Annotated in this window: 18 protein-coding genes; 13 read left to right on the top strand and 5 right to left on the bottom strand. The window is 39.3% G+C overall.

Annotation, left to right across the window (positions count from 1 at the left end; all coding sequences use genetic code 11):
* The first annotated feature begins 42 nt into the window (after positions 1 to 42).
* From JG30_RS08615 to JG30_RS08625, 8 genes are all read left to right on the top strand, one after another.
* Positions 43 to 2,313, top strand: coding sequence for a BspA family leucine-rich repeat surface protein (locus tag JG30_RS08615; protein WP_052725182.1), 2,271 nt, complete (start codon positions 43 to 45; stop codon positions 2,311 to 2,313).
* Positions 2,314 to 2,591: 278 nt separating this feature from the next.
* Entirely contained in the window at positions 2,592 to 5,078 is a 2,487-nt protein-coding gene (locus tag JG30_RS08620; protein ID WP_052725183.1) for a BspA family leucine-rich repeat surface protein, read from the top strand.
* Between the two features lie 405 nt (positions 5,079 to 5,483).
* Entirely contained in the window at positions 5,484 to 5,780 is a 297-nt protein-coding gene (locus tag JG30_RS03325) for a hypothetical protein (protein WP_046316127.1), read from the top strand.
* A gap of 130 nt (positions 5,781 to 5,910) precedes the next feature.
* A complete protein-coding gene (locus JG30_RS09045; RefSeq protein ID WP_179854018.1) occupies positions 5,911 to 6,057 on the top strand; it encodes a hypothetical protein in 147 nt (48 codons plus the stop codon).
* A gap of 15 nt (positions 6,058 to 6,072) precedes the next feature.
* The gene (locus JG30_RS03330) at positions 6,073 to 6,456 is read left to right on the top strand and encodes a BspA family leucine-rich repeat surface protein (RefSeq protein ID WP_046316129.1); all 384 of its coding nucleotides are present in this window, start codon (positions 6,073 to 6,075) and stop codon (positions 6,454 to 6,456) included.
* Positions 6,457 to 6,729 (top strand): hypothetical protein, encoded by a 273-nt coding sequence (locus tag JG30_RS03335; RefSeq protein ID WP_046316131.1) that lies wholly within the window; start codon positions 6,457 to 6,459, stop codon positions 6,727 to 6,729. It abuts the gene before it with no gap.
* On the top strand, positions 6,672 to 6,797 hold the full coding sequence (locus tag JG30_RS09300) for a mucin-binding protein (RefSeq protein WP_427846152.1): 126 nt from the start codon (positions 6,672 to 6,674) through the stop codon (positions 6,795 to 6,797). The genes JG30_RS03335 and JG30_RS09300 overlap by 58 nt, the downstream gene beginning before the upstream one ends.
* Before the next feature lie 282 nt (positions 6,798 to 7,079).
* Complete coding sequence (locus tag JG30_RS08625; RefSeq protein ID WP_052725184.1) at positions 7,080 to 9,365, top strand: BspA family leucine-rich repeat surface protein; 2,286 nt, start codon at positions 7,080 to 7,082, stop codon at positions 9,363 to 9,365.
* Positions 9,366 to 9,881: 516 nt separating this feature from the next.
* On the opposite strand, the gene JG30_RS03345 is transcribed toward JG30_RS08625, so the two are convergent.
* The 3 genes from JG30_RS03345 to JG30_RS03350 all read right to left on the bottom strand — a co-directional run bounded on the left by JG30_RS03345 (position 9,882) and on the right by JG30_RS03350 (position 11,311).
* A complete protein-coding gene (locus JG30_RS03345; RefSeq protein ID WP_282433261.1) occupies positions 9,882 to 10,460 on the bottom strand; it encodes a DNA adenine methylase in 579 nt (192 codons plus the stop codon).
* The gene (locus tag JG30_RS09265; protein ID WP_255526336.1) at positions 10,430 to 10,750 is read right to left on the bottom strand and encodes a DNA adenine methylase; all 321 of its coding nucleotides are present in this window, start codon (positions 10,748 to 10,750) and stop codon (positions 10,430 to 10,432) included. The genes JG30_RS03345 and JG30_RS09265 overlap by 31 nt, the downstream gene beginning before the upstream one ends.
* Before the next feature lie 327 nt (positions 10,751 to 11,077).
* Entirely contained in the window at positions 11,078 to 11,311 is a 234-nt protein-coding gene (locus JG30_RS03350) for a helix-turn-helix domain-containing protein (protein ID WP_046316133.1), read from the bottom strand.
* A 263-nt stretch (positions 11,312 to 11,574) separates the two neighbouring features.
* Between JG30_RS03350 and JG30_RS03355 the strand changes: the two genes are divergently transcribed.
* From JG30_RS03355 to JG30_RS03375, 5 genes are all read left to right on the top strand, one after another.
* Positions 11,575 to 11,883 (top strand): hypothetical protein, encoded by a 309-nt coding sequence (locus JG30_RS03355; RefSeq protein ID WP_046316135.1) that lies wholly within the window; start codon positions 11,575 to 11,577, stop codon positions 11,881 to 11,883.
* 330 nt (positions 11,884 to 12,213) lie between these two features.
* A complete protein-coding gene (locus JG30_RS03360) occupies positions 12,214 to 13,386 on the top strand; it encodes a cation:proton antiporter (protein WP_046316137.1) in 1,173 nt (390 codons plus the stop codon).
* A gap of 258 nt (positions 13,387 to 13,644) precedes the next feature.
* Positions 13,645 to 14,478: a hypothetical protein gene (locus JG30_RS03365; protein ID WP_052725185.1), complete on the top strand. Its 834-nt coding sequence runs from the start codon at positions 13,645 to 13,647 to the stop codon at positions 14,476 to 14,478.
* A gap of 469 nt (positions 14,479 to 14,947) precedes the next feature.
* Positions 14,948 to 17,449 carry a lectin-like domain-containing protein gene (locus JG30_RS03370; RefSeq protein WP_143443884.1) on the top strand — a complete coding sequence of 834 codons (2,502 nt, stop codon included), beginning with the start codon at positions 14,948 to 14,950 and terminating at the stop codon, positions 17,447 to 17,449.
* A 165-nt stretch (positions 17,450 to 17,614) separates the two neighbouring features.
* Positions 17,615 to 19,831 carry a glycoside hydrolase family 3 C-terminal domain-containing protein gene (locus tag JG30_RS03375; RefSeq protein WP_046316140.1) on the top strand — a complete coding sequence of 739 codons (2,217 nt, stop codon included), beginning with the start codon at positions 17,615 to 17,617 and terminating at the stop codon, positions 19,829 to 19,831.
* Positions 19,832 to 20,007: 176 nt separating this feature from the next.
* Here the strand turns inward: JG30_RS03375 and JG30_RS03380 are convergent, their stop codons facing one another.
* A complete protein-coding gene (locus JG30_RS03380) occupies positions 20,008 to 20,553 on the bottom strand; it encodes an NAD(P)H-dependent oxidoreductase (protein WP_052725186.1) in 546 nt (181 codons plus the stop codon).
* Positions 20,544 to 20,759 carry a hypothetical protein gene (locus JG30_RS08630; RefSeq protein ID WP_052725187.1) on the bottom strand — a complete coding sequence of 72 codons (216 nt, stop codon included), beginning with the start codon at positions 20,757 to 20,759 and terminating at the stop codon, positions 20,544 to 20,546. The genes JG30_RS03380 and JG30_RS08630 overlap by 10 nt, the downstream gene beginning before the upstream one ends.
* Positions 20,760 to 21,240 lie beyond the last annotated feature (481 nt).

The raw sequence follows: 21,240 nt of genomic DNA on the forward strand, positions 1-21,240 counted from the left end.
TATAAGGTTATTTCTAAGTTTACATAAGGAGGAAGAATTGTTTTGAATCAAAAGAAAAGTATCGTGCTAACTACCACGTTTGTGGGTTTAGTATGCGGGTTCGTCTTAACCCAACAACAAGCGGTTGCGGCAGCTACAAATGCTCCAGATTCCACACCCACGAGTATGGTGGCTCCAGATAGTACAGCAGCTACTACATCTGCGAAACCTGCTGAACCTACCCAAAAGGAACAGCCTGTCAATCAACAGACTAGCACACAAAAGGCTGTTACTAGTACGGACACTGTTAACGGGATTGCTAACCATAATGAAACTCCTGTGAACCAATCTTCGGAGGATTCTGCAACAACTACAGCTGCGCAATCAACTACTGCTAATATCAATACGACCACTCCATTACAACCACAACAGGAAACTGTTGTTCAGAACAAGGTAGCTCTTTCGTCTGCCGGTAGTGCTACTAATAAGACTACTCAACCAGCGAGTCAACCTGTAATCTCGCAAGCGGTCCAGGAAAGCAATAGCTCCAATACTGCTTCAACTACTAAAGATTCTCAAGTAGAGACGATTGCCCAAGGAACTTGGGGCACTAGTAACTGGGAGTATACGCACCAAGGGGCTGATTATATTTTACATTTTCATGCAGGAACTTTAGGTGCCAGCAGTCATGGCGAAAAGATAACCAATGATGGTTTCTATCATATCCTGGGAAGTATTGGTGCCAGTTCGGCAGTCTTTAATGGCAATTGGAACTGGAATGACGAATTGACACAAATTGTCATTGATCCCGGTGTGATAGCTAATGAAGATGCCAGTTATTTATTTGCCGAACTAAGTCATCTCAGCAAGATTATAGGTTTAGAAAATCTGGATACTTCGCACGTGACGCAGATGCGGGCCATGTTTAAAGATTGTGCGCAGTTAACGGGTTTAGATTTAAATCACTGGAACACGACTCAAGTGACCAGCATGGATGAAATGTTTTATGGATGCCAGAATTTAGCGACACTCGCGCTGGAAAACTTCCAAACTGCCCACGTGGTTGGGATGCATCAGATGTTTGCTGCTTGTCGCAGCCTCACAAAATTGGATCTCAGTCATTTTAATACGGCTAAAGTTATTTATATGGACGCTATGTTTGAAAATTGTACACAGTTGGTGCAGTTATCATTAAATAACTTTACAACCGCCCAAGCCATCTACTTGAATGCCATGTTTAAAAACTGTATTAATTTGCGAAGTTTAGATTTAAGCTCCTTTGATATGAGTAGTGTGCCTTATGTAGACGACATGTTTGCCAATTGTGATAGTTTGAACCATCTGGTTTTGGGAGTCAAAACTATTTTAAAACCTCAAATGAATTTACCTCGAGTTCCTAAACTCGGTTTTAGAGTACCTGGTACTGATCGGGTAGTCGCCTCACCCTATTGGATAGCCACCAGTGGTTATCAACAGGGGCACAAGTATACTGCTACTGAGTTAATGGAATTAACCGGACGCGATCAGATTACGACTTATGATTGGGACAGTAAACCCGCCTTTACTCAAACCACGGAAACTAAAGGTGTCACACGCGCTATTAGAATTCATCAACTAGATGGTAATACAAAGACTGAAATTCAATCTGTCATGTTAGCGCGCCCCGTCACGCTGAATGCAGACGGCTCTAAAACTTACGGTGTCTGGTCCACAGCGCAATGGGATGCTTATGCGATTCCTGAAATTGCTGGTTATACCGCCAGTGTCAATCAAATACCGGCTCAGACAGTGGACAGCAACACTACAAATCAAACCATTGATGTTTACTATGAACCCCAGGAACAAACAGTCGAAATTCAATATTTAGATCATGGTCAAATTGTCGGTACCCAAAAAATAACGGGTTACACAGGCGATACCATTATGCCGAATTACCATGCTCCGCAAGGTTATGAAATTACTTCTATCACTCCTGCCACTATTACAATTGATGGTTCGGGTAAACAAATCGTTCAGGTAAATGTCAGCCACAAACAAGAAACCAGCGTGGAGTACAAGACAGTCATCCGTACGATTAATCTGCACCAAATTAATGGTCAAATGAAGACCTACAAACAAACGGTTTTATTACAACGAGGTGTCCAAATGGACGCGGTAACCGGTAATAAAACATACGGGCAATGGAATACGGGCTATTGGGATGCCTTTAACATTCCAGTTATAGATGGTTATACTGCTAGTCAAGACCAAGTAGCAGCGCAACTGGTCACGGATCAAGACAGTGATCAAACTGTTGATGTCTACTATACTCCTACAAATACCAACTGGCTCTAGATAACTAGAGTGTTAATAATTCTGGGTCCTCGAAAGAGGGCCTTTTTTATGTGATAAATTCAATCATGGTATATTAGGAGGCTACTAGCAGCAGAAAACCTAATTATTTTTATCATGTAGTTAATTGAATGAGAATTAACTTCAGCGCTAGCTCAGTGTTTGTTGTTTGTTGCAAATATCCAAAATAGATTAATTGTTTTCTTAGTAAAGTGCTAAGATAAATTTGTAACCGGTTTTATAAGGTCACATCTAACTTTACATAAGGAGGAGGAATTATTTTGAACCAAAAGAAAAGCATTGCACTGACTACGACATTCGTAGGGTTAGTGTGTGGTTTTGTCTTAACCCAACAACAAGCAGCTGCGGCAGCTACAAATGCTCCAGACCCCACAACCACAAGTATGGTAGCCTCGCAGAGTGCAGCAACTTCTAAATCTGCTGAACCTACCCAAAAGGAACAGCCTATCAATCAACAGACTAGCACACAGAAGGCTGTTACTAATACAGAAAATGTTAGCGAGACTGGTAAACAGAACCAAACTGCTGGAACTCAGACTATAGGTTCATCTGCAACAACTACAACTGCACAACCAGCTACTGCCAGTAACAATCCGATCACTTCAGCACCAACACAACAGGCAGCCGTTTCTTCAGCCAGCAAAGCTAATGAAACTACTCAGCCAGTAACCCCACCTACAGCACCAACGGTTCCGCAAGCTACCAAGGTCACAAATAGCGCCAATACCGCCTTAACCACAACGGATTCCCAACAAGTAGAGACGATTGCCCAAGGTACTTGGGGCACCAGTAAGTGGGAATATACGGAGCAAGGTTTTGACTATATCTTACATTTCCACGAGGGGACCTTCGGTGCTAGCAGCCATAAAAGTATAAAAGATCCAAATAATAGTTCTGTATACCATGCCTTAGGTAGCATAGGTTCTAGCCCCGAAGTTTTCAACGGTAATTGGCAATGGAGTAATGCACTGACGCAAATTATCATTGATCCCGGCGTCAAAGCCAATCAGGATTCCAGTTATTTATTTTCGGATTTGTACAAGCTTCAACAAATCGTTGGTTTAGGCAATCTTGATACTAATAACGTTAAGAATATGGCAGATATGTTTGATGGGTGCGAAGAATTAACTAATTTAGATGTCAGCAAGTTTGATACGACTAACGTTACTAATATGTATGAAATGTTTGATGATTGCTCAAAAGTAACTAGTTTAGATGTTAGCAATTTCAACACTGCTAACGTTACTGACATGTTTGGAATGTTTGAGGGATGCTACTTTTTAACTAATTTAGATCTTCACAATTTCAATACTGCTAATGTTTCTAATATGGCTAAGATGTTTCGGGGTTGCAGTCATTTAACTAATTTAGATGTCAGCAACTTCAATACCACTAATGTTACTGATATGTATTGGATGTTTGAGTATTGCTCTAGTTTAACTAGTTTAGATCTCAGCAACTTCAATACTACCAAGGTTTATGATATGGATAGGATGTTTGAGTTGTGCTGTGGATTGACTAGTTTAGATCTCAGCAATTTTGATACTGCTAACGTTACTAATATGTATGAAATGTTTGATTGGTGTTGGGGATTAACCAATTTAGATCTTAGCAATTTTGATACTGCTAACGTTAAGAATATGGCAGATATGTTTGATAGGTGCTCGGAATTAACCAAGTTAGATCTCAGTCATTTCAATACGTCTAAAGTTACTAGTATGTGGAATATGTTTGCTGCTTGTGATAACTTAAATCATTTGATTTTAGGGCCTAACATGCTTTTGAATACCAAAACTTACTTACCAGACTTACCAGATGTCCCAGAAACTGGGACTAAAATTCCTGGGACTAATCGGAGAGTAACTTCACCTTATTGGGTAGCCACCAGTGGTTATCAACAGGGGCACAAATATACTTCTAATGAGTTAATGGAATTAACCGGACGCGATCAGATTACGACTTATGATTGGGACAGTGCTCCCGCCTTTACTCAAACGACGGAAACTAAAACGAAAGATCGGACTATTGTAATTCATCAACCAGACGGGAATACAAAGACGGAGATTCAATCCGTAATGATATCACGTACCATTACCCTGAATGCAGACGGTTCCAAGACTTATGGAAACTGGTCGTCCGCCCAATGGGATGGTTATGCTATTCCCGAGTTTGCCGGTTATACTGCCAGCGTCAGTCAAATACCGGCGCAGACAGTGGATGGGAATACGGAAGATCAAACCATTGATGTTTACTATGCACCGCAGGAACAAACAGTGGAGATTCAATATTTAGCTAATGGTCAAATTGTGGGTACACAAAAAATAACGGGTTACACAGGTGACACGATCATGCCGAATTACCATGCACCACAAGGTTATGAAATCACCTCTTTAACACCGGCGACTGTTACGATTGATGGTACCGGCAAGCAAATTATTCAAGTACAAGTGAGTCCGAAACTCAATGACAGCGTGGAACATAAAACACTCACCCGAACCATTAACCTTCATCTTCCTGATGGAACAATGCGTGTTTCTAAACAAACAGCATTATTGGAACGGCAAGTAACTATTAATGCCGTGACCGGTGAAAAAATCTATGGTGCCTGGAACACAGGTGATTGGAAAGCCTTGAACGTACCAACCTTAGCTGGTTATACTGCCAGTCAAGACCAGGTAGCCGCCCAACAGGTCACGGGAGCAGACAGTGATCAAACGGTTGATGTTTACTATACTCCGAATAACTAGTTTTTTAAGCAAAACCCTTCCTACAAGGAAGGGCTTTTTTTATGTAATAAATTCATTATATATTAGAAAGCTACTAAGTAATCAGTTACTGATTTTAAATAGCCGAAAAACTAATTATTTCTACAGCTTCGTTAATTGTATTTCAGCTAATGGAGTTCCTTGATCATGATCATTGTGAATACTCAAAATAGATTAATTTATTTCTTCATAAAGTGCTAAGATAAATTTGTAATCGGTTCTATAAGTTTACATTTTAAACTTACATAAAGAGGAGGAATTATTTTGAATCAAAAGAAAAGTATCGCACTGACCACAACATTCGTGGGTTTAGTGTGTGGGTTCGTCTTAACCCAATAACAAGCGGCTGCGGCAGCTATAAATGCTCCACACCCCATAGCCACGAGTATGGTGGCTCCGCAGAATACAGCAACTGTTACATCTGCGAAATCTGATGAACCTAACCAAAAGGAACAGCCTGTCAATCAGCAGACTAGCACACAAAAGGCTGTTACTAATACAGACAATGTTAGTGATATTGTTAACCAAAACCAAACTTCTAGAACTCAGTCTATAGGTTCATCTGCAACAACTACAATTGCACAACCAGCTACTCCCAGTAACAATCCGACCACTTCAGCACCAACACAACAGGCAGCCGCTTCTTCACAGCCAGCAAGGCTAATGAAACTACTCAGCCAGTAGCCAACCTACAGTACCAACGGCTCCGCAGGCTACCAAGGCCACAAATAGCACCAACACCTCCTCAACTACCACAAGTCCTCAAGTAGAAACAATTGTCCAAGGTACTTGGGGCACCAGTAAGTGGGAATATATGCACCAAGGTGATGATTATATTTTACATTTCCATGCAGGCACCTTAGGCGCTAGCAGCCAGAAAACTATAACAGATTCACATAATCATTATTATATGCATTTGGGTATCATTGGCGCTAGTTCCGAAATCTTCAACGGTAATTGACAATGGAATGAAAAATTGACACAAATTATCATTGATCCAGGTGTTATAGCTAATCAGTATTCCAGTTATTTATTTGGACATTTAAAAAATTTACAAAAGATTACTGGTCTAGCCAATCTTGATACCGCGAACGTTACTAATATGGCGGGTATTTTTGGTGATTGCTCAAAATTAACTAGTTTAGATCTCAGTAATTGGGATACTACTAGTCTGGATGAGAATCAATTTGGGGCTATATTTCTCGGAGCAATTAAACTTAATCACCTTGTGTTAGGTGCAAGAACAGTAATTGGTGATAATTTACCAGGTGTCCCAAATGTTGGCACCAGAGTGCCTGGTACTGATTGGGTAGCCACCAGTGGTTATCAACAGGAGAACAAGTATACTTCTACTGAGTGAATGGAATTAACCGGACGCGATCAAGTTACGACTTATGATTGGGACAGTAAACCCGCCTTTACCCAAACGACGGAAACTCAAACTAAGGTGCGCACTATCAATATTTACCGGCCTAATGGGCAAGTCAAAACTTATCTCCAAACTGCAGTTATTAGTCGCCCGGTAACTATTAATGCGGATGGTTCTAAAACCTATGGTAATTGGTCCACAGATCAATGGGAGTCTTATGTGGTTCAGGAATTGCAGGGTACACAGCCAGTCAAAAGCAAGTAGCTGCCCAACAAGTCACAGATCAAGATAGTGATCAAACGGTGGATGTTTATTATACTCCAAAGAACTAATTTTTATAGCTACAGTGTTTTTTTAAGCAAAGCTCTTTATAGGAAAGGCTTTTTTATGTAATCCATTCCTTAGGGTATATAGAAATCTAATAGACAGTGGCAGAAAAGCCAATTATTTCTTCGATTTAACCAATGGCATTTAAACCAATTTAATCAATTAGTCTTTATTTGCCGCAAATATTAAAAAATATATTAATCTTATTCTTAATAAAGTGCTAAAATACACTTATAAAGTATTTTTATGATATTATAACCAAGTTTACATAAGGAGGAGGAATTATTGTGAATCAAAAGAAAAGGATTGCACTTACCACGACATTTGTGGGGTTAGTTTGTGGGTTCGTCTTAACCCAACAACAAGCGGCGTCGGCCGCTACAAATGCTCCAGACTCTACAACCACGAGTATGTTGGCGCCAGAGAATACAGCAGCTGCTACATCTGCGGAACCTACCCAAAAGGAACAGCCGGTCAATCAGCAGACTAGCACACAAAAGGCTGTTACTAGTATGGACACCGTTAGCGAGACTACTAATCAGAACCGAATTCTTGGAACTCAGGCTCCTGCGACGAACACAAGTACACAATCAGCTAGTTCCAGTAACAATATAACTAATTCCGCACCAACACAACAGGCAGCCGCTTCTTCAGTCAGCAAGACTAATGAGGCTACTAGCCCTATAAGTCAACCTACAACACCAAAGAACTCTAAAGCGATAACGAATAGTCTCAATGCCTCTTCACTAACCACTGATCCCCAAACAGACACGATTGCCCAAGGTACTTGGGGCACCAGTAAGTGGGAATATACGCACCAAGGCGCTAATTATATCTTACATTTCCATGCAGGGACCTTCGGTACTAGCAGACAAGGGTATACTGATAATCATAGTCATTTCGTCGGTAGCATCGGTGCTAGTTCTGAAATTTTGAACTGTAATTGGCAATGGATTAAAGAGCTTACACAAATTTTCATTGATCCCGGAGTAATCGCCAATCAGGATTCCAGTTATTTATTTGCAGGATTAGAGAATCTTCAACAGATTATTGGCTTAGCCAATCTCGATACAACTAAGATTACAAATATGTCTCGGATGTTTCATGAATGCTACTCATTAGCCAGTTTAGATGTTAGCCATTTCAATACGGCTAACGTTACTAATATGTCTTGGATGTTTACTGAATGCTACTCATTAGCCAGTTTAGATGTTAGCCATTTCAATACGGCTAACGTTACTGATATGTCTTGGATGTTTAAAAATTGCAGTGGAATAACCAGTTTAGATGTTAGCAAGTTCGATACCACTAACGTTACTGATATGTCTTGGATGTTTGCGTATTGTACAGGATTAACCAGTTTAGATCTCAGTCACTTCAATACGTCCAAAGTTACTAATATGCGTGATATGTTTAATTATTGCATGAACTTAACCAGTTTAGATCTTAGTAATTTCAATACTGATAAGGTTACTGATATGTATGGTATGTTTAAAGATTGCTTGGAATTAACCAGTTTAGATCTCAGTAATTTTAATACGGCTAATGTTACCAATACGTCTTGGATGTTTGAAGATATCTTCAGATTAAACCATTTGATTTTAGGTTCCCAAATTTACTTTAAGTATACTGATCTTAAAAGTGTACCAAATACCGGCACCAAAATTCCTGGTACTAATCGAGTTGTCGCCTCACCTTATTGGGTAGCCACCAGTGGTTACCAACAGGGACACAAGTATACTTCTGATGAATTAATGAATTTAACCGTCCGTGATCAGGTTACGACTTATGATTGGGACAGTGCTCCCGCCTTTACTCAAACGACGGAAACTAAAACGAAAGATCGGACTATTGTAATTCATCAACCAGACGGGAATACAAAGACGGAGATTCAATCCGTAATGATATCACGTACCATTACCCTGAATGCAGACGGTTCCAAGACTTATGGAAACTGGTCGTCCGCCCAATGGGATGGTTATGCCCTTCCCGAGTTTGCCGGTTATACTGCCAGCGTCAGTCAAATACCGGCGCAGACAGTGGACGGGAATACGGAAGATCAAACCATTGATGTTTACTATGCGCCGCAGGAACAAACAGTGGAGATACAATATTTAGCTAATGGTCAAATTGTGGGTACACAAAAAATAACGGGTTACACAGGTGACACGATCATGCCGAATTACCATGCACCACAAGGTTATGAAATCACCTCTTTAACACCGGCGACTATTACGATTGATGGTTCGGGCAAGCAAATTATTCAAGTACAAGTGAGTCCGAAACTCAATGACAGCGTGGAACATAAAACACTCACCAGAACCATTAACCTTCATCTTCCTGATGGAACAATGCGTGTTTCTAAACAAACAGCATTATTGGAACGGCAAGTAACTATTAATGCCGTGACCGGTGAAAAAATCTATGGTGCCTGGAACACAGGTGATTGGAAAGCCTTGAACGTGCCAACCTTAGCTGGTTATACTGCCAGTCAAGACCAGGTAGCAGCCCAACAGGTTACGGGAGAAGATACTGATCAAACTGTTGATGTCTACTACACTCCAACTAACTAACCTTGAATGAATTACAAACTAAAAAAGAACTGCTTTTCTAGTGAGCGGTTCTTTTTTATTAACAGGTAGATTAGGAACACCAACAATTAATGTCGCATGCTGTTTCAATCCACCTATGCGAAATCGAAATAACAGCTTGCATACTGTACCTCAAGACTCTGATAAATTGTATTTTCCAAATGCAAGCTTCGCATGGCTTCTTTTAAACTAATACTCTTATTTAATGTGTTGACTATTTAACTAGAGCTGGAGAGGAGGATTTGCTGCAAAAAGATATGGTGATTTGGAATTGGCAATCCATAATTGAACTGAGCATCTAAAGTAACTAATAATATATACAATCAGATTATGTTTTTTGTCAGAACGATAAGGATTTTTATTCTACGTGTCAAGCACAATGTTTATAAAATTAACAGCTAATTCGGACGTTGTTTTTAGGCATTAAGTTTTACCTGGCCAAGAAATCGTTATGTAATTGGAGGTCTACACTGTGTGTACAGTCATGGGTTAGGTTAATTATGTTGCAACTTGCGAGTGGTAATTCATTATTAAAACTTCGTCCACGGGACCACGACCCGTTTTTTTGGAGTTAATTTTTCTGTTAGCTTTCACCGTTTTAATATTATAAAAATCAGAATCATAGAGTTCTGAAATTAGAGGGACGCTGGCATTAGACAGCATAACATTGACCTTTTTTTGGGTTAATTCTTGGAAGGTTTTACACAAACGTAATTGTTCCTGGGTATTAAAACCATTCAAAGTGTAACCGACAAAGGTCCGTTTGTCGCTGGAAAAGGACGCATACGGCGGATCAAGATAGACAAAGTCACCAGGGTGAGTCTGTCGCAAAGCCGCCGCATAATCGCCATTTAAAATTTGCACATCCATCGCATTTAAATAACTGGATACCGCCTGCAGGTTCTCACGATTGAAAATTGAAGGATTTTTATATTTGCCATAAGGGACATTAATTTGCCCGCGCGAATTGACACGAAATAAACCATTAAAGCCGGTTTTATTTAAATAAATAAAGCGGGCGGCTCTTTCTACAGGACTTTTTGTATCTAAAGTGCCATTACGATCCCATTGTCTAATTTGATAATAATAGTCGCGACAATTTTTTTTTTAAATTCTTGTAAAATAGCAATTAGTTCATCCACATTAGTTTTTATTACGCGATAAGAATTGATCAATTCAGCGTTGTAGTCATTAATTATAACTTTTGGTAATTGTAAATTTAAAAAGACGGCTCCACCGCCGACAAAGGGTTCATAATAATGATCAATGACAGGTGGTAAATTTTTCCTTATTTCCGGTAATAATTGTTTTTTGCCGCCGGCCCACTTAACAAAAGGTTGAACTAATTTATTCTTGCTGCAGATCATTTATTTTCCTTTATAGTTAATTAATTATGTTAATTCTGATTGTTGCCAAAAGATATACCCAAACTCATCAGAATAAAATTATCACACTTTCATTATACCAATAAATGATCAATCAAACACTTATTTTTATTTAATTATTAACTAATGAGCTGATTTCCTGGTCAAAACAAAAAGTTTAATCATAAAACTATAAAAGCCCGGGTGACTGCTAGCTATTTGACGTAGTGACTGGGCTTTTTCGTAGAATCAAAAAAGTCTTTTAGTATTCCGGAGGCCTTAATTAGGTAGCTTTGAAGAAGATCTAACTATAATTTGTTTTGGGATGAACTATTTATTATAGGGAGGAAAGTCAAAAAAGTCTTTGACGGATACATTGAGGCCGTTGCAAACTTTATAAATCGTATCCAATTTGGGGGCAGATTTGCGATAGACAATATTACTCAAGGTAGAATTAGTTACGCCGGCTAATACTGAAACACGGTGAAGCGTTAAATTTTTCTGTCGCATGTAATAATACATACGCTCCGTAAATAAATCACCGTGGTTAATTTTTTCTTCCATAGGTGTCTCCTTAATGATAATGGTGAACTTATACTTTAAGCCTACCAATTTGTTGCAATTTTATTTACCCAATTGGGTTTATTTTTTACCCAAATGAGTCTATTATAAGGATAGAATCTTAACAATAGCGAGTTCGTCAATAATCGTCCCTAATTTTTAATAATAGCTGTTTGATTTGCAGATGGAATTTAATGTTCAGAATGGAAGGTTTTTCTTGAAATAACTAAAGCCTAATGACCTGTTTATTCTTAGGAGAAGAGTTTATGACATATGATCAACATTTACAGCAGCTGGCATTGGACAATTGTAATGATGTTTATGAAATTACTTGTCAATTGGAAGAATTACGAGTGATTAAAGATAGTCTGGTCCAAATTGCGGGCTCCGTAGATCAAATTTTACAGACTGCTCCAGGTTTGGAGCCCAGGACATCGCGTTATGCATTGGAAGAGGTGCGGGATAATCTGATGTTGATTGATTTGAGTTTTAATCCGGTTTTGAGCGAGATGAAACATGTCAGTAACCAATTGCAACTGTCAGCGACAAAATTATGCGAACATACTTCGAAGTGACAGACAATCGGCTCCACACCCTGACATTTTTAATTTTCTGAAATACTTGGTCAAATTGGTCAATAAAGAAATGGGGAATTCATTTTAGTATGACTTCCAATGATTACTGGGATAAGACCTGAATTTGTCTCATTTTTGCGGGCTGGATGCTGGAAATGAAAAGGCGAGTTGCAAAAGTTTCACGATTTTTGTAAGATGGTTGAGAATTAAAAAATATTAAAATTTGAATATCTGATGGTTGGAGTGAAAGCTTTCAAGAATTGTCTCTTGGTTTGGGTTGCCAAGGGCAATTTTTGAAGGCTTTTTTTGGTAAGGTGAAAGGGTTAAAGTATGCAATTTTTAAGTTCTTTGAGTTTGATTTTACTGACAACTTTGATTTTAGGACAGGTGAGTCTGCGGTTAAAGTTACCCTTAGTAGTAGGGCAATTATTGGCGGGAATTATAATTGGACCTACGTTCTGCAATTGGGTCCAACCCAGTCATTGGCTCCAGCTTTTTTCTGACATAGGGGTCATTTTATTAATGTTTTTGGCAGGCTTAGAGAGTAAGATAGATTTATTAAAGAAGTATCTCAAGCCCAGCATGATTGTAGCTGTTAGTGGGATATTGCTTCCTATTGCTGTAGGTTATTTAATCGGTTTAATGTTTGAGTTTACAAAATTTGAGAGTTTATTTTTAGGGATTGTTTTTGCAGCGACTTCCGTTTCGATTTCGGCCGAAGTGCTGCAAGAAATGGATAGTTTGACCAGCCGGGAAGGGACCACTATTTTAGGAGCGGCGGTGGTAGATGATATCTTAGCTGTTTTGCTGGTCAGTATGATTAGTAATTTAAACATCAAAGGTACAGCAATATCAATGATGCATCTAGGAATATTGTTGCGTGCTTTAGTGCTTCTGCTGGCTTACTTTGTATTGTTATTTATTGCTGGTCGCTGGCTGATTCCTCGTTTGTTACGGCTGAGTTCAAAGTGGCAAGGAGCAGTCACAACGACGACTATGGCACTCATCATTTGCTGGCTTTTAGCATATTTGGCAGATTATTTTGGCTTGAGTGCTGTGATTGGAGCGTTTTTTGCAGGCTTGAGTATGAGTCTGACTCCATTTAAAAAAATCATTAATCAAAGTATTACACAAATTGGCTATGCGGTCTTTATTCCTGTGTTTTTGGCGAGCATTGGTTTACGCCTCACGTTGACCGGTATTCTCCAAGATTTCGCGTTATTTTTGATCTTAACGATTGGAGGAATAGTTTCTAAATTATGGGGTGCTGGCCTGGGTGCCAGATTATCTGGTTTTAACAGGCATAGTGCACTGGCTATCGGCGCTGGAATGATTTCGCGAGGAGAGATGGCTTTAGTAGTTGCGCAAATGGGCTTACAAAACCATCTTTTGTCGGCAGCGCGTTATTCCGCAGTTATTGGGGCTATTATAATGACTACAGTTTTGGCGCCTTTCTTTTTAAAGGCAGCACTGGCATCAGTTGTGCGGCACTCCCAGTCCTAGGATTAATTGTTGGTGCCAGTTCAGGTTGTTTCTGCGTGTGGAAGATGGGCCAGAGTTTAAAGCCAGTTAAACTTATTTTGCAGGGACTGGTTAGTTTTAAATAAACCATATATCAAAAGTTGGATTAATTTAGCCTGCAATTATTGAAACCCGGAATTTGGTATTTACCAGCTCAGTTTCCAGCTCGTTTGCTTATCTAAGAGTAAACAGTTAAAAATTTATTACCATTTGCGATTGTAAGTGAGAAAGTGGCCGTCTATGATTTCCTTAACACAGTTCAATGCAATTTTTAATCAATTAACTTTAGCGAGTATTACTATTTTAATTATTTTTTTGATTTTTAGTTTAATTTTACTGCCCTTCTTGTTAATTGTAATCGTTTCCCAATTAGGTCAAGTGGCTAAAAAGGTATTAGTCCAAACTTTAGGCGGAAAAAGTCAAATTATCGTGGGTGGTTTAGGTGTGATTATCCATGAACTATCCCATACCATCGTGGCGTTATTATTTGGACATCATATTACCAAGTTACGTTTATTAAATATCCAAAAAAATACTGCTAGTTTAGGCTCTGTAGAACATTATTATAACGCTCATAATTTATATCAGAGAATGGGTAACTTTTTTATCGGTTTAGCTCCTTTCTATGGTTGTGCCTTCTGTTTAGAAATACTCCAGAATTGGTTTTTTCAAACGGGATTTGTCTACCAACAATGGGGCATGCTACTAACAAGTGGTGAAACTATACGTCAAGGGATGCTAGCCACACTGGTATTGCCTGCGTTGAAGGCCATTTTTGTGCCCTTGCGGGGTCGGACTTTGGGGTTTTTGTTGTTAGTGTTACTGATAAGTAGCACGGGATTTAGCTTGTCGAACAATGATTTACGATCAGCGGTTAAAGGCATCTTACCTTTAGCAATTTTGTGCAGTGTGGTGGGAATTCTTATGGCCTGGTTGGGACAAACAGTCAAATTGGTGTCAGGTGTGTGGGTCCTTGTTAATTGTTGTTTATTATTGGCGATTAAGGCCATTATTTTTATACTGATCGCGTTACTTCCATTATTACTTTTATTATTTATCAGACGGTTATTTTAATATCTTTTTTTTACATTAAATGATGCTATTTGGAAATTATCATATCAATTGGACCTTGACGGTATCGATTCTACATTATCTTTTGGCGATTTAGATCAAAATTTTTTTAATAATTTTAATTGCATATACCAGAATATTATAATATATTGAAGTTACATAACATGAAAACGATTGCGAGAACTACGCCGGATGGAATTTATAAAAAGTCAATTATAATAATTGAATATTAATGATATTATAAAAATATTACTTTAGCAGTGTAATACAGGTTTTTTTGCCCATACTCAATGAATAATTTTTGATGTTTTCTGTAAAATAATGACTTTTAGCGAGCTGGCTGGAATTATTATAGGGTTAGATTTAAGCTATCAGATTTAATACAGATTAGTTATTAGTAGTTATTTAACTTTATTAATTGATAAAAATGATCTAACATTATTGTGAATATAATAATAAACCGGGTGAAAATATGATATGGAGAAGAGTGATACTTTTACTGGTAAGTTTTAGTTTTTTTGGTGGGCAAGTTAACAGTGCCGAGGCAGCTTCTCAACAAGAAGCGATAAGTGCTTCTGCGACTGGGCAAAACAGTCAAAGTTTTAATCAGGCACTCCAACGACTTCAAGGTCGTGATGCGGGAGGCAATGATAATGATGCTATAGAAATTCAAGATAATTCCGCTAATGATTTTTTTACGCCATGGGGTTCGGCTCAGGTGTTAGCCAATGAAGATGGTAGTTGGAATGAGATAAGTATTAATGATGCCAAACAGTTTTTAAGAGGTTCAGTAAATTTAAATACTACCTTGGATATGTCTCAAAGTTTTAATCTGTCATGGTTAGTGAAAATTGACCGCAGCGCCGGAACAGCGATTGGCGATGGTTTAGGCTTTGTACTTCATCCATTATATAAGCCTGGAGAAAACCGGATTGATAGTCGAACGGGAGATACAAATGCCACACTATTACCGAAATATTTTGGACGATTGGCAAACCTTTCTGCCATTAATTCCGATCCTGGTGATGGAAATAAGCAATTCCTGGGTCAAACCATTGTTTCACCTGGAGTGGCAGGTGGCGATTTAGGAATGAACGACTTAATGAACGTTATTGGTTTTAAAATTGATACTTATAAGAATAAAAACGGAATGGAATTTTCTAATGGACTGAAAACTTATTATGGCGCTAATCCTGATGCTGGAGAGAGTGACCCTGACCCTGATTACCCGGTTAATGATACTTATGCTCTGGGTTCATTTATCGATACTGATTGTACAGGATTTATGTATTATCCGAAAGGAACTACAACTCAGTGGACCGAGGACAATCCGAGTGGGTGGAAACATTTAAATGGTAGCGATAATACAAGCCCTAAAATTGTAGATGGTCAGTGGCATCAAATGACTATTAAATATGACTCAATTCATAATGTTTTTTCGGTGTCCATTGCACCTGATCCTGCGTCAACAGCTAGTACTTCTGAGCCAACGGTCAATTGGCAACGTACACTAACCGATTCTGAATTAAGTGTTATTAATGGCAAATCAGATATTCCAGGTAAAAAGATGTGGGCCTTATCCATTGCTGGTAGTACCGGTGCAGCTGTGGAAAAGAATACGATAAAAAATATTTCGGGGAAATTTCATTCCGGAGAGCCGATCATCATGGTGCGCGCAGTTGATGAAAACGGCAAACAATTGACAAATAGTAAGTATGTTATTCAATCTGAATGGAACCAAAATCATCCGACAGAAACTAATTTTCAAGATACTAATACGCAGCCTACGATTACTGCTAATAATATTACTTATAAGCGCTCCCAAGTTAATCTGACAACCTATGGGAGCAGTAATGCACAAACACAGCGCTTAACCAATTTTCAACAGACCGGCGATAAGTGGGCTGTCAGTGGAATTCCTTTTGACCATTTTAAAGTCTTATCCTATGTTTATCGCCGACAGATCAATAATAGTACAACTAATCCTGTCCCGGCGCAGATAAAATTACAAAAGAATGGAGTTGATGTCAGTTCACCGGTTACACTTAGCTTCGGCGATGCAATTACCTTGAAGTATTTGGTGACTAATAATTCGGGCCCTTCCATCTGGAAGGGTGTGACGGCTGTACACAAGCTCCCACAAGATTTTAAATTACAGCCAAATAACCAGAAAGGCACTGGGGTGAGTGTTACTGCAGACAATATCATAAAAGTAGAAATGAGAACAAGTAATGATAGTAATATCTTAGCAAGTGGAGATACTGGCGCCAATTCCGCCACTTTTGTTTATCAGGGTTGGAATCCAGTGCAATTAACTGCTAAGGAAACAACTCTCTTTACACGAGCTGCTAATCAACCTGGAGAAACGTTGCAGGCCCATATTTATGATCAATCAGAACAGCTGGTCGATGCTAGTGGGCAACCGGTCTTAGGGTCTTATTTTTATCAAAGTAGTAATGATGCAGCGCCTTTAAAAGCTGCCACCAGTGATGATACGGATGTCGGTAATCATGTGCCCGTATCCAATGCCTTTACTATTGCAAAAGATTTTCTACAATTAGCTGTACCACCTAAAATGGATTTTGGAACTGTCTTTTTACCCTTTAGCGATAATTTGAATCATAATATCTACTCTCAAGATAAACAAGAGTTTGAAGTAAGAAATACGCTTTCGAGTGCAGTAGCGACTTGGTATGTGACCGCTAAGGTCAACAATGTGTTACAGGAGGTAAATGATCAAGGTCAAGTGGTAAGCCACGGACAGACTCTGCCTGCCAGCTCCTTAATGTTTGAAGGCCAGCCATTAAATACTGCTGTAAAGATAAAAACGTCCTCGACTTCAGCTGGAGCCACAACTTCTTGGTCCTATGATCCAAAAGAAAGTCAAGGTATTTATTTACAGGCGAAATCCGGGACCTCCTTCAAACGTTTTAAAGGCTATATTGATTACACACTGGTTAACTCTCCACAATAAAAAGTCGTCTTTTTAAAGACGACTTTTTATTATTCAAAAACTTTGTGAATTTTTCTTGATTAACTATAGTATAATAGTATAGATAAGTAAATTCTTAATCTGGATGCACTTTTAATTCCGGAATAAGCAATTTACCAAAAAAAGGAAGGACAAGAAATCGTTTAGATGTTTGATTTAGCTTTTGTTCAACAGTTAACCTTGCCGGAAAAAGCGGCATTAGTAACTGGTCAAGATTACTGGTATACAGCGCAGATTGCTGCGCACAAAATTCCCTCTATCATGATGACCGATGGACCATCCGGATTACGAAAGCAAGCACAAAGTGCAGATGCTTTGGGTTTGAATGGCAGTGTGGAAGCGATTTGTTTTCCCGGATCGGCGTTAACTGCCAGTTCGTTTGATCAATCTTTGTTATATCAATTAGGCCAACAGCTGGGACAAGCTGCACGGGCCAATCAAGTAAGCATTCTGCTCGGACCGGGGATTAATATTAAGAGATCACCGCTAGCGGGACGCAATTTTGAATATTTATCTGAAGACCCATTTGTAGCTGGGGAATTAGCCACCAGCTATGTGCAAGGTGTCCAAAGTCAAGGTGTGGGCGTAAGTGTAAAACACTTTGCTGCGAATAATCGGGAAAATCAGCGGTTCACCGCGTCTTCCAACATTGATGAACGGGCTTTGCGTGAGATTTATTTAAGTGCATTTGAAAAAGTTGTTAAAAAAGCCCACCCAGCGACGATCATGTGTTCTTATAATGCGCTCAATGGGATCCTCAATTCCCAAAATTATCGGTTGTTAACGCAAATATTGCGGAATGAATGGGGCTTTGCCGGAGTAGTGCTATCGGACTGGGGAGCCGTGGCCGATCATGTAGCCGCCATTAAAGCCGGACTGGATCTAGAAATGCCGGGCAATGGTGAGGAATCAGTTCAGCAGATTGTGCACGCCGTTCAGCAAGGGGAATTGGAAGAATCTCTTTTAGATACGGCCGTATTACGCGTCTTACAGTTAGTGGAAAAATATGGTCTAACCCAAGATAAGCAGCCCCTAACTTATAGTAAAGAGGCGCAGCATAAATTTGCTCAAAAAGCAGCAGAAGATAGTATGATTTTGTTAAAAAATGAAGAACAGATTTTGCCTTTACAAAAGTCTGATAAAATTGCGCTGATTGGAGAATTAGCCCGCCAACCACGTTATCAAGGCGGCGGCAGCTCTCATGTCAATTCTTATCAAGTTGTGGCTCCTTTAACCGCGGCTCAACAAAGTGATTACGCGGTAGAATTTGCGGCGGGCTATACTTTAGATTCTAAGGACTCGGCGCCACAACTAGCTGATCAAGCACTTCAATTAGCACAGCGTAGTGATAAAGTGGTCTTCTTTGCGGGCGTCCCAGAGCAAGATGAATCCGAAGGTTTCGATAAAAAGTCGCTGGATTTACCTAGGAATCAGGTTGAGTTATTAACTCGAATTGCACAAGTTAATCCGCAGATCATTGTTGTTTTACAAAATGGTTCAGTTGTCACGATGCCTTGGGCGCCGCAGGTGCAAGCAATTTTAGAAACCTATTTGGCCGGTGAAGCTGTGGGTGCGGCTACTTGGAATATTTTGACCGGAGCAGTGAATCCGTCGGGCAAATTGGCTGAAACTTTTCCATTGCAATTGGCGGATAATCCGACTTATGGAACGTTTAATACCAATACTACAGCGGAAAATTATTATGAAAGCATTTATGTGGGTTATCGGTATTATGATACAAAACAAAAACCGGTCCGTTATCCCTTTGGCCATGGTCTCAGTTACACCACTTTCAGTTATAGCGATTTAAAGATTAATTCCACTAACGATCAAGTGGAAGTCACTTTTAAGCTGACCAATACAGGCTCCGTGACTGGACGAGAGGTAGCGCAATTGTATATCCGGAATTTGACGAGTGCTGTGGACATGCCGTGGCAGGAATTAAAAGGCTTTCAAAAAATAACTTTACAACCCGGTGCCAGTCAAGTTGTCCATTTCACCTTAAAACGTCGGAGTTTTGCCTGGTATAATAGTCAAGCACACAAATGGCAAGTGGATAATGGATCATATGAGATTAGAATAGGTCAATCCTCACGGCAAATTAAATTGCGACAGACCATTGAAGTGCAACTCGGAGTAGAGCCGAAGGAAGATTTGAATTTAAATACCTATTTAAAGGATATTATTTATCGTGAGGATCTTCAAAAACCGCTGGCTCAAGCCGGATTACAAACCAGCATCGAACAAATACTCACTGCACAAAGCAATAGCACCTTGTTAGAAAATATGCCGCTGCGGGCTTTAGTTATGTTGGGTGCCAAAATGAGCCAAATCCAAACTTTTTTGCATTTAGTCCGACAATAAGACTATCAATGCTTACAAGCCAGGAATAATAAATAAAACCGCTCCTTGATGCAGGAGCGGTTTTTATATCTGCTAATGAAAATTTAATGATATTAAAATCTGTCAGTTAGACAGATTATTTATAGTTCTAAACACAACTTAGATAAGCGTTTTGTTGGCTTGTCAGATCAGCAGGTTTAAGATAATAGATCGCGCTGGAGGTGTTGTCGTAAAGTTGCCCGTAAGCGATTTAATTGGGAAGCATAATCCGGAGCGAAATTGCGGGGGCTTTGATCGTTCATAAAACGGCCGGCATTGTGCATTCCCCAAAAGTGCGCGGTATCTTCATCAAAAGTTTTAAAGGCTTGCATATACTGATCCCACAAGGCGTCGTTGTGACCAAGGCCATCGTGAAGATACCCTTGACCGCCGCCTAAGTAACCGCAATTCATAATCGTGTATAACTGTTTACCAGTCAGTAAACCTTCCAGGCCCTGTGGACCGCGGCGATAAGCAAAACCATAGGCGAAGACTTTTTCCATGTAGCCTTTGACAATACTGACGGGCGCATCGTGCCAATTAGGATAAGCAAAAATAAGAATCTGGGCTTGAGCAATTAATCGCTGTTCTTGTTGTAAATAGTCTGGAACAGGGCCTTGACCGTCCTTTACATAATAGAATTCCGCCGGCCGTAATACCGGATCAAAGTTTAAATCATATAAATCACGTAATTCTACTTGCAATGTTGCTGCTCCAAAAAAGCCATAGTGGTATAGATGAAATCGTAAGTTAAACTGTATTTACGCGGTTCGCCTGCGATGATAAGTACTTTGGTTAAAGAGGATGAAGTAGAATGAAATCCCTGCGGCGTATAATTTTGCCGCAAAGAAGCTGGGACAATGGTTGCAGAAGTCGGGGTTTGACCCGACAAAATTGATTCCAAGTTCATGAAGGAAAACCACCTTCCATTTAATATTGCCTTAATTCTGAAGACTGAGAGCTGTAAGACAACAATGAAAAACCCATCCGAGATAGGATGGGCAGGGTTTAAAAATAAGATTGTGTTAAAAATTTCAGAGCAAGCACAATTAAAATCACTGGAACAGCTAACCATAATAAATGTAGCAAAAAGAACAAGCCCGCCACAATTAATATAAACCAGCCAATACCCCAGAGAGAGAATTTAAATATTTTCCATAGAATTAATAAGCAGAAAATAGAAATTAGAAGCAACAAAAACCACCTCATTTATGTACATAATTTTACAGGTTCCACAGCTCAATTGCCAGCTTTTTTAATTAAATTTTCAAATTTTCTCACTAGTTTAAAAGGGCTGAAGTAAATGTCATGCTTGGTTTGTAAAGAGAATTTATAAAATAAATGCGCCAGTAAAGAATCTTAGAAGGCTAACTTTGTGAAACCCAGCCTAA

It is taken from the genome of Bombilactobacillus mellifer, from assembly GCF_000970795.1.
Classification (GTDB): domain Bacteria; phylum Bacillota; class Bacilli; order Lactobacillales; family Lactobacillaceae; genus Bombilactobacillus; species Bombilactobacillus mellifer.